Below are 15,276 nucleotides of genomic sequence, written 5' to 3'. Positions count from 1 at the left end.
CCTTGATCCGAGACTGAAACTGGCTCTTCTTGTGTTGCACAAAATGCAATGTGATGTTTCGAATATATCATTTTAAGCAATAAAAGACATGGGCTATAGTTGATCTCAATCACAGCTTGGCCAAGGCGGTTGAGCCCATTTTCAACGGTTTCGTTTAAAGGTAGGGAATCTGATGGCTAATTACTTTAACTCTCTGAATTTACGCCAACAATTAGAGCAGCTTGGCCAGTGTCGTTTTATGGACCGCAGCGAATTTAGTCAAGGCTGTGACTATATCAGAGGCTGGAATATCGTCATCCTGGGCTGTGGCGCCCAAGGCCTTAACCAGGGCCTCAACATGCGCGATTCTGGATTGAATATCTCCTTCGCCCTGCGTGAACAGGCGATCGCCGAGCAGCGTCCTTCCTACCAGAAAGCAACCGGCAACGGTTTCCGTGTTGGCACCTTCGAAGAGCTGATCCCTGAGGCGGACTTGGTGCTTAACCTGACCCCAGACAAGCAACATACGGATGCGGTTAATGCCGTGATGCCGCTGATGAAGCAGGGCGCGGTACTCTCTTATTCTCACGGCTTCAACATAGTGGAAGAGGGAATGCAGGTGCGTCCCGACATCACTGTCATCATGGTGGCGCCTAAGTGTCCGGGTACCGAGGTGCGCGAAGAGTACAAGCGTGGTTTCGGTGTGCCGACCCTGATCGCCGTTCACCCTGAAAACGATCCTAAGGGCGATGGTCTCGAAGTGGCCAAGGCCTATGCCAGTGCTACCGGTGGCGATCGCGCCGGCGTGCTGCACTCCTCTTTCATCGCCGAGGTGAAGTCGGATCTGATGGGCGAGCAGACCATCTTGTGTGGCATGCTGCAAACCGGTGCCATCCTGGGTTATGAGAAGATGGTGGCCGACGGCATCGAGCCTGGCTATGCCGCCAAGCTAATCCAACAAGGTTGGGAGACTACTACCGAAGCGCTCAAGCATGGTGGTATCACCCACATGATGGATCGTCTGTCAAACTCTGCCAAGATCAAGGCATTCGAGATGGCCGAAGAGCTCAAAGCGATTCTGCAGCCATTGTTTGAGAAGCACATGGACGACATCATTAGCGGTGAGTTTTCTAAGACCATGATGGAAGACTGGGCCAACGACGATGCCAACTTGTTGAAATGGCGTGCCGAGACCAACGAGACCGGCTTCGAGAATGCCCCACAGTGTGATGAGGCGATCGATGAGCAGACCTACTTCGATAAGGGGATCTTCCTGGTCGCCATGATCAAGGCGGGTGTGGAACTGGCCTTCGATACCATGGTATCTGCCGGTATCGTCGAAGAGTCGGCCTACTATGAGTCGCTGCACGAGACGCCGCTTATCGCCAACACCATCGCCCGTAAGCGTCTGTACGAGATGAACGTGGTGATCTCAGATACCGCCGAATATGGCTGCTACCTGTTTAACCATGCCGCCGTGCCTTTGCTGCGTGATTATGTTAATCAGATGTCTCCCGAGTACCTGGGCGGCGGACTGAAAGACAGCGGCAACGGCGTCGATAACCTGCGTCTGATCGAGGTGAACGAGGCTATCCGCCACACCGCGGTTGAGTACATAGGCGCCGAGCTTCGCGGTTACATGACCGAGATGAAGCGCATCGTAGAAGAAGCTTAATTATCAATATATTAATCCACGATTTATTAGTGGTTGGGCCGAGCTTTCTCAGTTTCGACACAGAAACATTGAGTCGGCCCAAGAGTCACATGAGTAGGGAAATATCTGGTCTTGATTGGCTTGCTAGCACCGCCCAAGATGCCTGTGAAAGGGCTTTTTACAGATAGTTGCAGGTTTTGGTTGTGTTATTCGTTGGCTTTGTGGTATTGATTAAAAGGTCGGCTAAATTGAGTCGACCGAGATACAGAATTTAAGCAAACAGAGATTAGGAAACAAAGAGACACCATGTTTAACCAAGCTGCCCTCCTCATTATTGAGATTATTACCGTCGTGATTATTAAATCACAGCGGGGGCATCGCATGGCGCGTCGACACACCTAATCAGGTCAAGATTGCAACAAGAACCCCCGCTCCGAAAGGACCGGGGGTTTTTTGTTTTTAGCACTCATGACTTGCTTAACCCAGAAAAACATTTAATTACGCAGGATAGGGCAGATGGAACAAGGGCAGAAGATCAGAGGCGCAGACGCCGTCATCAAGGCATTGGCCGCGCACGGCGTGACCACGGTATTTGGCTATCCAGGTGGCGCGATTATGCCTATCTACGATGCCCTGGTCGGTGCGCCGGTTGAACATCTGCTCAGTCGTCATGAACAAGGCGCGGCCTTCGCCGCCGTAGGTTATGCCAGAGCCAGCGGCAAGACGGGAGTCTGCTTCGCCACCTCGGGCCCCGGGGCGACAAACCTGGTAACTGCCCTGGCCGACGCCCTGCTGGATTCCGTGCCCTTGGTGGCCATCACGGGCCAAGTGTCTACTTCGGTGATCGGCACTGATGCCTTTCAGGAGATCGATGTGCTGGGCATGTCGCTCTCCTGCACCAAGCACAGTTTCATGGTGACAGATGTCAATGAGTTAGTGCCTACCCTCTATCGCGCCTTCGAAATCGCCGCCTCTGGCCGCCCTGGCCCTGTGCTGGTGGACATTCCTAAAGATATCCAGATCGCCCTACTGGACTACAAGGCGCCGCTTCAGGCGATACAAGCCGAACCCCAAGTTGACCCTAGCCTGCTTGAGGCGGCTAAGGCGCTGATTGCCCAGGCGCAGCGGCCCATGCTTTACGTGGGCGGTGGCGTCGGCATGGCGGGCGCGGTCGAGCAGCTGAGAGGCTTTATCAAAAAGACAGGCATGCCCTCGGTGGCGACCCTAAAAGGACTCGGCAGCATAGCCCATGACCACCCAGGTTATCTGGGGATGCTGGGCATGCACGGCGGCAAGGCGGCTAACCTGGCGGTACAGGAGTGCGACCTCCTCTTGGTGGTCGGCGCCCGTTTCGACGACAGAGTCACCGGCCGTCTGGCCAGTTTCGCCGAGCATGCCAAGGTGGTGCACCTGGATATCGATATCGCCGAGCTGGGCAAACTTAGACGTCCGGATGTGGCCATCGCCGGGGATCTGCGTGAGATCTTGCCTGCGTTGGCGCAGCCGCTGGAGATAGCGTCTTGGCAGGCCGAGGTTGCCGCATTGAAAGCCCAGCATGCCTGGTGTTACGACAGACCCGGGGAGCTTATCTTCGCGCCCAAGTTGCTCAATCGTCTGGCGGCCAAGCTGCCCGAGGATAGCGTGGTGGCCTGCGACGTGGGCCAGCATCAGATGTGGGTCGCTCAGCATATGTGGTTTAGGCGCCCGGAAGATCATCTCTCTAGCGCTGGCCTTGGCACCATGGGCTTTGGCCTACCGGCGGCGATAGGCGCCAAGGTGGCCAGACCCGACGCCTGTGTGGTGGCGGTCTCCGGCGACGGTTCCTTCATGATGAATGTGCAGGAGCTGGCCACCATCAAGCGACGTCAGATCCCGCTCAAGATCCTGCTGATCGACAACCAGAAACTGGGAATGGTGAAGCAGTGGCAACAGCTGTTTTTCGAAGAGCGTTTCAGCGAGACAGATCTTTCCGACAACCCGGACTTTGTCACCATGGCCTCGGCCTTCGATATCCCGGGGCGCACTATCACCCAGGCGGGTGAGGTGGAGTCGGCGCTCGATGAGATGCTCGATGCAAAGGGGCCCTTCTTACTGCACGTAAGAAGCGACGAGGCCCACAATGTATGGCCTTTGGTGCCGCCCGGCGCCAGTAACCGCGACATGATGGATGAGATGGAGAAGCAGACATGATCTATAACCTAGCCTTAACCTTAGCCCAGCAACCCGAGGTGGTAGAACGTGTCCTGCGAGTCACACGCCACCGTGGATTCAAGGTCACCGAGATGGATATGCACCTGGGTGACAACGGTACCACCCGACTCGGCATGGTGGTGGAGAGCGAGCGCGCGCTTGAGCTTTTGAGCCATCAGTTAAACAAATTGATCGATGTCACCGAGTGCGAGGTCCTTTCGGCCAAGCCCGCCGCGACAAGATACCCCCAACACGCAAGCGCCTAAGACGCGCAACAGACAGGTGAGAGAAGATGCCCGCAAAAACAGCTGAGTTGATTTGGTTTAATGGAGAGATCATGCCTTGGGGGGATGCCAAGGTACACGTGATGTCGCACGCCTTGCATTACGGCACCTCGGTGTTCGAGGGGATCCGCGTCTATGACACGCCACAGGGACCGGCGGGATTTCGCCTAACCGACCATGTGCAGCGCCTGTACGATTCGGCCAAGATCTACCGCATGCCTGTGCCCTATAGTTTCGATGAGACCATGCAGGCCTGTCGCGACATAGTAAAGAGCAACAGGCTCGATAGCGCCTACATTCGTCCCCTGGTGTTTTTTGGAGACGTGGGCATGGGCATCACCCCGCCTAAGGATGCGCAGTGCGATCTCATGGTGGCCGCCTTCCCTTGGGGCGCCTACCTGGGCGAGGACAGCATGGAGCGCGGCGTCGATGTGGCAGTGACCTCCTGGAATCGTCTGGCGCCAAACACCATACCTACCGGTGCCAAGGCGGGTGGTAACTATCTCTCCTCGTTACAGATCTCTACCGAGGCCAAGCGTAACGGCTTCGATGAGGGGATCGCCCTGGACGTCAACGGCCTAGTGAGTGAAGGCGCCGGTGCCAACCTGTTTGTGGTAAAGAAGAACAAACTCTATACCCCGCCGGCCACTGCGGCCATTCTTTTGGGGATCACCCGAGATACCATCATGACCCTGGCGAGAGACCTGGGGTATGAGGTGGTCGAAGAGCCTATGTCGCGGGAGTTTCTCTACCTGGCCGACGAGATCTTTATGACGGGTACCGCCGCCGAGATTGTGCCGGTGCGCAGCGTCGATCGAATCGAGGTGGGCGCGGGTGGTCGCGGCCCTGTGACCCAGGCCTTGCAGGCGAGCTTCTTCGGCCTGTTTAATGGCGAGACCCAGGATAAGTGGGGCTGGTTAGAGCCGCTTTAAGGCGCAAACCACAGCAATTAAGATAAGATTAAAACCTCGGCGGTGGATTTGCCGCCGAGGCTCCAATTTAGCTCAGGTGGCCAGGCCGCCAACGCAACAGAAGGAAAGTGTCATGGCAAAACTACGTTCAGCTACCAGTACTCAAGGGCGCAACATGGCCGGAGCCCGCGCACTCTGGCGGGCGACCGGGGTAAAAGACAGCGATTTTGGTAAGCCGATTGTCGCCATTGCCAACTCCTTTACCCAGTTTGTGCCGGGACACGTGCACCTCAAGGACATGGGCTCGCTGGTGGCTGGCGCCATCGAAGAGGCGGGTGGTATCGCCAAAGAGTTCAACACTATCGCCGTGGATGACGGCATCGCCATGGGCCATGGCGGCATGCTCTACTCCCTGCCATCACGGGAGCTGATCGCCGACAGCGTCGAGTATATGGTCAACGCCCACTGCGCCGATGCCTTGGTGTGTATCTCCAACTGTGACAAGATCACCCCTGGCATGTTGATGGCGGCGCTGCGGCTCAATATTCCCGTGGTGTTTGTCTCGGGCGGCCCCATGGAGGCTGGTAAGACCAAACTGTCGGATAACTTGATAAAGCTGGATCTGGTGGATGCCATGGTGGCGGCGGCCGACGATCGCGTCTCGGACGAAGACAGCGAGAAGATAGAGCGTAGCGCCTGCCCGACCTGCGGCTCCTGCTCGGGCATGTTTACCGCCAATTCGATGAACTGCCTGACCGAGGCCTTAGGTTTGTCGCTGCCTGGCAATGGCTCCATGCTGGCGACTCATAGCGATCGCCGAGAGCTCTTCTTAGAGGCTGGTCGCCGGGTGATGGCGCTGGCTAACCGCTACTACCGCGACGATGACGAGTCGGCGCTGCCACGCAACATCGCCAGCTTCAAGGCGTTCGAGAACGCCATGGCGCTGGATATCGCCATGGGTGGTTCTTCCAATACGGTCTTGCACCTGCTGGCGGCGGCTCAGGAGGCCGAGGTGGACTTTACCATGGCCGATATCGACCGCCTGTCTCGTCAGGTGCCGCACCTGTGTAAGGTGGCGCCGTCGACCCCTAAATATCATATGGAAGATGTGCATCGCGCCGGTGGCGTGATGGGCATCCTGGGTGAGCTGGACAGAGCCGGCTTGCTGCATACGGATGTCAGCCATGTGGCGGGCGAGAACCTCAAGGCGGTGCTGGCCCAGTATGACCTGGTTCAGACCCAGGATGAGGCGGTGCAGCAGTTCTATGCAGCCGGCCCTGCGGGTATCCCCACCACTAAGGCCTTCAGTCAGAGCTGTCGCTGGCCGAGCCTGGATGTGGATCGCCAAGAGGGCTGTATTCGCACCCGCGAATTTGCCTTCAGTCAGGAAGGTGGCCTGGCGGTACTGTCGGGCAACATAGCCTTGGACGGCTGTATCGTCAAGACGGCTGGGGTCGATGAGGCTAACCATACCTTCGTGGGGCATGCTCGGGTGTACGAGAGCCAGGACGATGCGGTCGCCGGTATCTTAGGCGGCGAAGTGGTTGCCGGTGATGTGGTGGTGATTCGCTACGAAGGCCCTAAAGGCGGCCCTGGCATGCAGGAGATGCTCTATCCCACCAGTTACCTTAAATCTAAGGGCCTGGGCACCTCTTGTGCCCTGATCACCGACGGGCGTTTCTCCGGCGGTACCTCTGGGCTGTCTATCGGTCATGTGTCACCCGAGGCGGCGGCCGGTGGCACCATAGCTTTGGTGGAAACCGGTGATCGCATCGAGATCGATATCCCGGCAAGGTCAATCACTCTGGCGGTGAGCGATGAAGAATTCGAGACCCGTCGTCAGGCCATGGAGGCCCGTGGCAAGCAGGCCTGGAAGCCGGTCAATCGTGAGCGCAGCGTGTCGCTGGCGCTGAAAGCCTATGCCATGCTCGCCACCAGTGCCGATAAGGGTGCGGTGCGCGATGTCACTAAGCTGGAGGATTAATATGTTGGCCCTTGCCTCTCAGTCTCAGCTGGATCTCGCCCACTATTATCTGCAGAAGATCTTGCTGTCGTCTGTCTATGATGTCGCCAAGGTGACGCCGCTCTCCAGCCTCAATAAGCTGTCGGCGCGCCTCGGGTGTCAGGTGTTCCTCAAGCGCGAGGATATGCAGCCGGTACACTCCTTTAAGCTGCGCGGCGCCTACAATCGTATCGCCGAGCTAAGCCAGGAAGAGTGTCAGCGGGGCGTGGTGTGCGCCTCGGCGGGTAACCATGCCCAGGGGGTCGCCATGTCAGCCTCGGCACGTGGGGTGAGCGCGGTGATCGTCATGCCCCAGACCACGCCGGATATCAAGGTGGACGCGGTGCGTCGCCTCGGCGGTACGGTCGTCTTGCACGGACAGTCCTTCGACATGGCTAATGAACATGCACAGCAGCTTGCCTGCGATGAGGGGCGCATCTATGTGGCGCCGTTCGACGACGAGGCGGTGATCGCCGGGCAGGGCACGGTTGCCCAGGAGATGCTGCAACAGCAGAGGGATCTCGAGGTGGTGTTTGTGCCCGTGGGCGGTGGTGGCCTGATCGCCGGTATCGCGGCCTACTATAAGGCGGTGATGCCCCAGGTGAAGATTATCGGCGTGGAGCCGGAAGACTCGGCCTGCCTCAAGGCAGCTCTGGAGGCCGACGAGCGGGTGGTGCTGCCACAGGTGGGCCTGTTTGCCGATGGTGTGGCGGTAAAGCAGATTGGCGCCGAGCCCTTCAGGCTGGCCCGCGAGTATGTGGATCAGGTGGTGACAGTCTCTTCCGATGAGATCTGCGCCGCGGTGAAGGATATCTTCGAGGACACCCGTGCTATCGCCGAACCGGCAGGGGCACTGTCACTGGCAGGGCTGAAGAAATATATCGGCGACGAGGGCAAGGGACAGAAGGTGGCGGCCATTCTCAGCGGCGCCAATGTCAACTTCCACAGCCTGCGTTATGTGTCAGAGCGTTGTGAGCTAGGTGAGCAGAAGGAGGCTATTCTGGCGGTGAAGGTGCCGGAGCGTCCGGGGATCTTCCTGCGCTTCTGTGAGCTGCTGGAAAAGCGCGCCATGACAGAGTTTAACTATCGTTTCTCCAGCCGCGAGAAGGCGGTGGTATTTGCCGGTATTCGCCTGTCTCATGGCCAGGCGGAGCTCGACGAGATAGTGGCGCGGCTCGAAGGCGATGGCTTTGAGGTGCAGGACTTGTCTCACGACGAGACGGCCAAGCTGCACGTGCGCTACATGGTCGGCGGCCTGCCGCCAGAGCCGTTGCAGGAGCGCCTGTTTAGCTTCGAGTTTCCCGAGCATCCCGGCGCCCTGTTTAAGTTTCTCACCACCCTGCGCAGCAAGTGGAACATTAGCCTGTTTCACTACCGCAACCATGGCGCAGCCTATGGCCGGGTGCTGGCCGGTTTCGAGGTGCCCGAGAGCGATAGCATCGCCTTCCAGCAGTTTCTTACCGAGCTGGGTTTCGTCTATCAGGAAGAGACCCAGAGCCCGGCCTATAAGCTTTTTCTGGATAATCGCGACTAATAGTTTTGCTTTCGCGAGCAGAGACAAACTTTAACGTTAAAGGGGCGCGATGGCGCCTTTTTTTATGTTATCTTGCAACAGATTCAGAGCAATAAGATGCCAGTCATGGCACGCGAATAACTGTTCATCCGTAGGGTGATGATGGGCGTAAAGCGTCTCGTCATCAAATCAAAACGACAGTTAGCCTTAACCCTAACTTCTCAAGCTAAGGCTTGATAGAGGATATGAGATGTTAGCAGCACCCAAAGTTACCCCTTTTAATCCCCCTCGCCGAGTCTTAATGGGCCCGGGCCCGTCGGATGTCTATCCCGAGGTTCTGGCGGCGCAGGCAAGACCGACCATAGGCCACCTGGATCCCCTATTTGTCGGCATGATGGACGAACTTAAAGCACTGATCCAATATGCGTTTCAGACCGAAAATGCCATGACGCTGGCTGTCTCGGCGCCGGGCAGTGCCGGCATGGAAACCTGTTTCGTTAATCTGGTCGAGCCGGGCGAGAAGGTGATCGTCTGCCGTAACGGCGTATTTGGCGAGCGCATGCGCCAGAATGTCGAGCGTGTCGGTGCCACCGCCGTGGTGGTGGATAACGAGTGGGGCACGCCGGTATCGCTGAGCGATGTCGAGGCGGCGCTTAAGGCCCATCCCGATGCCAAGTTTCTCGCCTTCGTGCACGCCGAGACCTCAACCGGGGCGCTGTCGGATGCCAAGGGCTTGTGCCAGCTGGCCAAGGCCCACGACTGTCTGTCGATCGTCGATGCGGTGACTTCCCTCGGTGGCGTGGAGCTCAAGGTCGATGAGTGGGGCATAGATGCCATCTACTCGGGCAGCCAGAAGTGTCTCTCCTGTGTGCCGGGCCTGTCGCCTGTCTCTTTCTCGCCAGCGGCGGTAGAGAAGCTCAAGGCGCGTAAGACGCCGGTGCAGAGCTGGTTCCTGGATCAGAGCCTGGTCATGGGCTACTGGAGTGGCGATCAGGGCGCGGGCGGTAAGCGTAGCTATCACCATACGGCGCCGGTCAATGCCCTGTATGCCCTGCATGAGTCGCTACGCCTGCTGGCCGCAGAGGGGCTGGAAAATGCCTGGGCCCGCCATCAGTCTATGTACGCCTTGTTGCGTGACGGACTGGAGAACCTGGGGCTTAAGTTCGTGGTCGCGGAATCTTCGCGCTTGCCGCAGCTCAACGCCGTCTATATTCCCGAGGGCGTAGACGATGGCGCCGTGCGTAAGCAGCTGCTCGAAAACTATAATCTGGAGATAGGTGCCGGATTGGGTGCCCTGGCCGGTAAGGCCTGGCGTATCGGCCTGATGGGCTACGGCGCGCGGCGTGAGAATGTCGCCCTATGCCTGCGAGCACTGCAGGAGGTCTTGAGTTAACTCAAGCTCGAAACTAACTAGGGGGCCTTGGCCCCCTTTTTGCTGGCTGGCCGATAGCTTTGTGCTGGTGAATATCGCCTAATCTATGGTTGTGCCATAGCCGATGAGTGCCAGGGTGGCCAGAACGGTTACCGATGAGAATATGGTGCCCAGTATGGCAAAGATTTTCTTGCGTTGTTTCTGAAACAGGCCGGCAACTCCCAGCCCCAGGGCTACCAAGGTCAGGCCGATAAAGGCGAAGAGCAGTAAGCCGACGATGATCGCCTCGGGCGATGTCTCATCTATGCCGCCGGGTGTGGTGGCCTCCAAGACGCCGGCAATTATGAGCAGGCCGAAAATCAGCAGGGTGGAGAGTATGCTCAGGACGAAACCGGCGATGCCAAGGCCCGAGTGTTTTGGCTCTGGCTGGACGGCGACGCCTGGCGTTTGTGTGGCTGGCTGGATGTGCTGAGAAGGCTCAGATTTCGACTCTGGTTTTGATTCCATTGCCGTCTGTGCGCTGTCGACGGATGTGGTGTCCATGAACGATTCCTTTCGATGAGATATGTTGTCTAAAGCATACCTAAGTCTCACCTTGCTGTCTTTAACTAATGTGGTCGAATAAGGTGCGGATAAAATTCATCTAACCTCATAATAATATTGCCTTTGTCTTGTCTTTATTGCATGGGGCGTTCATTTGCCGCCTTGGGCATATTTTGTGCCCGATTACGTGGCAGGGAAGGACTTTTCCGTCCTGGTTTGATTTGGATTAATTGACCCGCAAATAGCATCTAGCCATAGAGGTAAATTGGGAGCAGGGAACTAAAATTATAGTAGGGAGCCCAGAGGGCTTGCGCTTTGGGCTGTTCGTAAATCCTCTGAATCTTGCCTCAGGGAGATTCAGCCAACAAAGGAGCTTGTTATGCGATCTTTCTTCCCCTCCATCTTTCATAAAGATGATCCGCGAACCGCTCTGCATTCGCGGTTAGACAATGTATTCGATGATTTTGCTAAAGACTGGTTAACCACTTGGCCTAACGCCCGCGCCGAGATGGGTGTCATGCCTGCCATAGATGTCAAAGAATGTGCCGAATATGTCGAGATCAAGGCCGAATTGCCCGATATGGAAGAGAAGGATATCGACGTCGACATCCGCGGTAATTACCTCAGCATCAGCGGTGAGAAGCGTCATGAGCAGGAGAAAGATGAAAAGGGCTATCACCTCAGAGAGCGTTCATTTGGCTCATTCCAACGGCAGATCCCATTAGGCTTCAATATCGACGCCGACCAGATCACCGCCCAATACAAGAAGGGTGTGCTCGCCATTCATGTGCCAAAACCCGCCGAGTTGCAGCGAGATGCTAAGAAGGTAAGAGTCGATTTCCACGAATAGCAAGTCAATCGAAAGTGAGTTGATCAAAGGCGCCCCGTTGGGCGCCTTTTTACCGTTTTAGACAGGGTTAATAATATAAGCAGGTTGCCGGTGGAAGTGGCGCGTCTTCCGGTGCGATTAATTGAGGGAATTGCGCTGTCATGTCAGCATATAATTTTGTGTATTTTAGTCGTAAAAGCGCCATCTGTCTGAGATGGGCAGGCTGAATTGGCGGTTCGAGTGACATGATATGCGGTAAATAGGTCATGAGTTGATCCGGATTGAACCTATGATCACTCGTGTCTAACAAGAGATATAAAGGATCCCGCCCCACTACTCTGTTGGGGTAGCGAATGTGCTGCGAGATAAGATACTTAAGCAGTTGAAGATCTTCTCTTTCGATAGCGATATCGAGCAGGCTCTTGCCGGAATAATCGAGCTCGTCTATATCTATACCCTGCGCAATAACATCGATTGTTCTCCCCCTGGTGGAGTCGTATAACAGCGAATAAGAGAGCCTATCCTGATGCAAGCGACTGGTTTGTAAAGGTACAAAATAAGCGGGGTCGTAACCTAGCAGTTGATAGAAGAAATGGCGATATTCCGCTTCATTTAGTTGTGCCTCCTCTAACACTCTTATGGCTTCTGAGATCTTATTTTCGTGGGCGAACCCGTAAACCTTATCTTCTAACTCTCTGTTGTGAAGGTAGCTTACGGGAAGTGTATTTGGAGCTGACTTCGAAAAACAATCTGCCAGAATAGGATCGATTTCATTGAGGGTTTCTCTGGTGACAGTTTTCCCCTCATCAGTGAGCTTGGTGGTGAAAAAGTTGAGATCCCGAGGTTGCCACTCTTGATCGACTCGAGTCACAATTTTCGTGCATTGGTTGCGCTCGGACTCTGAAGCAATAGTTGTTAGCTGCTCTGCGAGTTCTTTCTCGAGAGCTTGCATTAAGGCGCTCTGTTTATCGAATTTCAGGCCTTGCTTGGGGAGGATTTGGGCCAAGGCTAAATCGTGAGTTTGCTGTAGGAAAGCGATTTGCTGGGCGTCGAAACTGTAAAAGTGCCTTGGGAAGAATCCTTTAACACTCTGTTCTGTGTTCGAGATGAAGTTTGCCGGGCTCCCCAGCGACTGCAGGAGTCTGATGATCTCTATCTGGCGTTTAAAGACCTCATCATCGCTGAGTTTGTTCATTCGGAATCGATCATCGAGGCCTGCAAGGGCATATTCCATGGTCGTGCCCAGATAGGGATCATTCGTCAGTTGGCTACCTTTGTTCAGTAGGGCCGAGACCACTTGATGGCGACCATGAAAGGCAGCGGTATCGATTAGATGTAGGGTTTCATTCTGTGTAATACCGTAGCCGAGCAAAGCGTTAACATCTTCGATTTGATTTAGCGCTTTTAGCAAGAGGGTTTGAGGTAAGCTCTCCTGTTTCAGTAGCCAGTTTAGATCATCGATTGAAATCTCTGTGGACTCAAGGAGGGCTAGCGCCTCTTCTTGGTTTAACTCAGCTATGTTTTTGAGTTGTGGCTGCGGAACAGCTTGTTCTACGCGAACGAAATTTGGTAAGTCAGGTATCAGCGCTTTTACCTGCTCGCTTAGGCTACGATTGACCAGGCTTAGCTGAGCATTATGTTTGAGCTGTTTGGCTCGCCAGCTGGCGGCAAAATTTGTGTTGAGAAAGTGAGCCATGGCCAGGGTAATGTCATCTATGGAGTGGCCCTGTTCGAGTAATTTATCCCAATCTTGCTGTCCGGCCCATTTTTGCTTGAGAGCCTTGGCGGATTTAAGCGTATTACGGCAATCGGCGTAATTTAACTCATTGAGTACTTTCGAATGGCTCGAAGTGTCAGGCGCCTTGTTAGCGGATGTATCGATAGGGGCATTGGGTGTATCGGCCGCTTGAATAGGGACAATGAGCGATCTGTCACGCGTCTGCCAATAGAGGATAAAAGCCATGCAAAGGATGATGGCGACAAAAAATTTTTTCACTATGTTTCAATCCCTAAAACAATTTTGATGGTTAAATTTTTATTGTCACCATTCTAGCATCTCGTATCGCAGTGGAAAAATCGACCCTTGAGACCAAGTGAGGACCAAGCTTCAAGGGCAATAGATTATTCGTTTAGTGCTAAATTTAGCTGTTCCTCCCGCCACCAGGCGACGCTCTCGGGCGCGTTGTGAATGTCCAGTATCTGCCCCACGATTGGCGTGACCAGCGGCGTGTTTGTATCGGCGGCTAGGTCGGCGATGCGTTCCAGCGGCTCATACCAGCTATGAAAGGCCAGATCGAAGGTGCCGTTGTGGATCGGCATCATCTGACGTCCGCCCAGATCCAGATGAGCCTGCATACTCTGCTCAGGTGTCATATGGATGCTGGGCCAGTCTTTGTCATAGGCGCCCGTCTCTATCATGGTGAGATCGAAGGGGCCGAACCGCTCGCCTATTTCCTTGAAACCACCGAAATAGCCCGAGTCACCACTGAAGAACAGCTTGCTCCTGTCAGATTGAATGACATAGCTGGCCCAGAGAGTCTGATTCTTGTCCCAAAGTCCACGGCCGGAAAAGTGCTGGGTCGGCGTTGCCGTGATGCTGAGTTCGCCCTGCGTCACGCTCTGCCACCAATCCAGCGGCTGGACCTTATCTTTGACGACACCCCAGCGAAGCAGATGTTGCTCCACGCCCAGGGGGACGATGAAACGTTTTACCTTGTGGTGGAGCCGCTTGATGCTCTCTTCGTCCAGATGATCGTAATGATCGTGGCTGATCAACACGCCGTCGATCTCGGGTAGCTGCTCTAGGGCGATCGGCGGTTGATGGAAGCGTTTAGGGCCGATAAAGCTAAAGGGCGAGGCACGGGCGCTAAAAACGGGATCGATCAACCAGGTTTGGCCCGCTATCTTGAGTAAGATGCTCGAGTGGCCCAGACGAATCACGCTGTCCTGAGTGTCGGGGAGCACGGCGATGTCGTCGCATGTCAGGGGAATCAAGGGGATCGCCTTGGAAGGGCTGGCATCGACTCGCGTCTCGGTCAGGTAGCGCATCAGGATAGTGCCCATACTGCTGTTCTCGGTGAGATTGGCGGCGGTATTTTGAAAGCCGCCATCTGGCCTGTGGTGTGCAGCAGCCTCTCTGCTGGCAAGTTCATCACCTGAGGCCAGGGCTTGTGGCGCCGAAGAGGAGTTGATTAGGTTAGATGTCAGCATGCCGCCTCCGAGTATGATGCCAAGTGAGATGAGATATTTGCGTTTCATTGCAACCACCAGATGTAAACTAGTTAGTGTAGTTTACATAATCTTAGTTTAAAAAGTAAACTAATAAGTGTAAAATAATTGCCGTTCGCCAAGATAAATCTAATAAGTTATTTAAAATGAAAGAGAAAAAGTTAACTCGCTCGGAGCTGAAACGCGCGGCCATCGTCGAAGCAGCCAGTGTGGAGTTTCAAAATAAGGGATTTAGCCTGGCGAGTATGGATGACATTGCCAAACGTGCCGATGTGTCCAAGCGCACCGTATACAACCACTTCCCCAGTAAAGAGGCGTTGTTTAGTGCCATCATGCTCGAGATGATGGAGATGCTATGCGCCTTCGAGTCTTTACCCTTCCGCGCCGATGAGAGCCTGGCCTCACAGCTGACCCAATTGGTGCAGCACGAGATTCAGCTGTTAAGTGCTAAGGGGTTTATCGATACGGCCAGGGTGATCATTGCCGAGGCGATTCACAAGCCAGAGCTGATTCAAGACGCCATGTCGGAGTTCAGTAAGCAGGAGTCGCCGCTGGCGAACTGGTTCAATCAGGCGATCGCCGCCGGTGCGTTAAAGGCCAAGGATAGCGAGATCTTGGTGGTTCAGTTTACCGCTGTGATCAAGGCCTACTGCTTCTGGCCCCAGTTGATCCAAGGCGAGCCTTTGCCGAGCCAGGCCAAGCTCGATGAGATCACCCAAACTGTGGTCGAGATGATCATCAAGCAATACACCTAGGGCTGGCTCTCCAGCC

12 protein-coding genes are annotated in these 15,276 nt (G+C 55.2%); 9 read left to right on the top strand and 3 right to left on the bottom strand.

The features are described from left to right. Positions 1-172 precede the first annotated feature (172 nt). The 7 genes from ilvC to GNT65_RS17635 all read left to right on the top strand — a co-directional run bounded on the left by ilvC (position 173) and on the right by GNT65_RS17635 (position 9,926). Positions 173-1,654, top strand: coding sequence for a ketol-acid reductoisomerase (gene ilvC / locus GNT65_RS17665; protein ID WP_160798521.1), 1,482 nt, complete (start codon positions 173-175; stop codon positions 1,652-1,654). Between the two features lie 495 nt (positions 1,655-2,149). Further along, positions 2,150-3,823 (top strand): acetolactate synthase 2 catalytic subunit, encoded by a 1,674-nt coding sequence (gene ilvG / locus GNT65_RS17660; protein ID WP_160798520.1) that lies wholly within the window; start codon positions 2,150-2,152, stop codon positions 3,821-3,823. Then, on the top strand, positions 3,820-4,089 hold the full coding sequence (ilvM, locus tag GNT65_RS17655; RefSeq protein ID WP_144203851.1) for an acetolactate synthase 2 small subunit: 270 nt from the start codon (positions 3,820-3,822) through the stop codon (positions 4,087-4,089). Before ilvG ends, ilvM begins: the two co-directional genes overlap by 4 nt. 26 nt (positions 4,090-4,115) lie before the next feature. Beyond that, positions 4,116-5,039 carry a branched-chain amino acid transaminase gene (locus tag GNT65_RS17650; RefSeq protein ID WP_160798519.1) on the top strand — a complete coding sequence of 308 codons (924 nt, stop codon included), beginning with the start codon at positions 4,116-4,118 and terminating at the stop codon, positions 5,037-5,039. A gap of 112 nt (positions 5,040-5,151) precedes the next feature. Continuing rightward, positions 5,152-7,002: a dihydroxy-acid dehydratase gene (gene ilvD, locus GNT65_RS17645; RefSeq protein WP_160798518.1), complete on the top strand. Its 1,851-nt coding sequence runs from the start codon at positions 5,152-5,154 to the stop codon at positions 7,000-7,002. 1 nt (position 7,003) lies between these two features. Next, a complete protein-coding gene (ilvA, locus tag GNT65_RS17640; RefSeq protein WP_160798517.1) occupies positions 7,004-8,554 on the top strand; it encodes a threonine ammonia-lyase, biosynthetic in 1,551 nt (516 codons plus the stop codon). A 229-nt stretch (positions 8,555-8,783) separates the two neighbouring features. After that, on the top strand, positions 8,784-9,926 hold the full coding sequence (locus tag GNT65_RS17635; RefSeq protein WP_160798516.1) for a pyridoxal-phosphate-dependent aminotransferase family protein: 1,143 nt from the start codon (positions 8,784-8,786) through the stop codon (positions 9,924-9,926). Between the two features lie 78 nt (positions 9,927-10,004). On the opposite strand, the gene GNT65_RS20590 is transcribed toward GNT65_RS17635, so the two are convergent. Further along, positions 10,005-10,448 carry an ABC-2 family transporter permease gene (locus GNT65_RS20590; RefSeq protein WP_219822476.1) on the bottom strand — a complete coding sequence of 148 codons (444 nt, stop codon included), beginning with the start codon at positions 10,446-10,448 and terminating at the stop codon, positions 10,005-10,007. A 379-nt stretch (positions 10,449-10,827) separates the two neighbouring features. Here GNT65_RS20590 and GNT65_RS17625 point away from each other — a divergent pair, with 379 nt between their 5' ends. Further along, positions 10,828-11,298: an Hsp20/alpha crystallin family protein gene (locus GNT65_RS17625; RefSeq protein WP_160798515.1), complete on the top strand. Its 471-nt coding sequence runs from the start codon at positions 10,828-10,830 to the stop codon at positions 11,296-11,298. Positions 11,299-11,365: 67 nt separating this feature from the next. Here the strand turns inward: GNT65_RS17625 and GNT65_RS17620 are convergent, their stop codons facing one another. Beyond that, the gene (locus tag GNT65_RS17620) at positions 11,366-13,273 is read right to left on the bottom strand and encodes an ankyrin repeat domain-containing protein (protein WP_160798514.1); all 1,908 of its coding nucleotides are present in this window, start codon (positions 13,271-13,273) and stop codon (positions 11,366-11,368) included. Positions 13,274-13,398: 125 nt separating this feature from the next. Further along, positions 13,399-14,535: an MBL fold metallo-hydrolase gene (locus GNT65_RS17615; protein ID WP_244952222.1), complete on the bottom strand. Its 1,137-nt coding sequence runs from the start codon at positions 14,533-14,535 to the stop codon at positions 13,399-13,401. A gap of 116 nt (positions 14,536-14,651) precedes the next feature. Here GNT65_RS17615 and GNT65_RS17610 point away from each other — a divergent pair, with 116 nt between their 5' ends. Next, the gene (locus GNT65_RS17610; protein ID WP_160798513.1) at positions 14,652-15,260 is read left to right on the top strand and encodes a TetR/AcrR family transcriptional regulator; all 609 of its coding nucleotides are present in this window, start codon (positions 14,652-14,654) and stop codon (positions 15,258-15,260) included. Positions 15,261-15,276 lie beyond the last annotated feature (16 nt).

Origin of the sequence: Shewanella insulae, assembly GCF_009831655.1 — a bacterium.
GTDB classification, from domain to species: domain Bacteria; phylum Pseudomonadota; class Gammaproteobacteria; order Enterobacterales; family Shewanellaceae; genus Shewanella; species Shewanella insulae.
The sequence above is the reverse complement of the archived record's forward strand: the minus strand, read 5'-3'. Positions and strand labels throughout refer to the sequence as shown.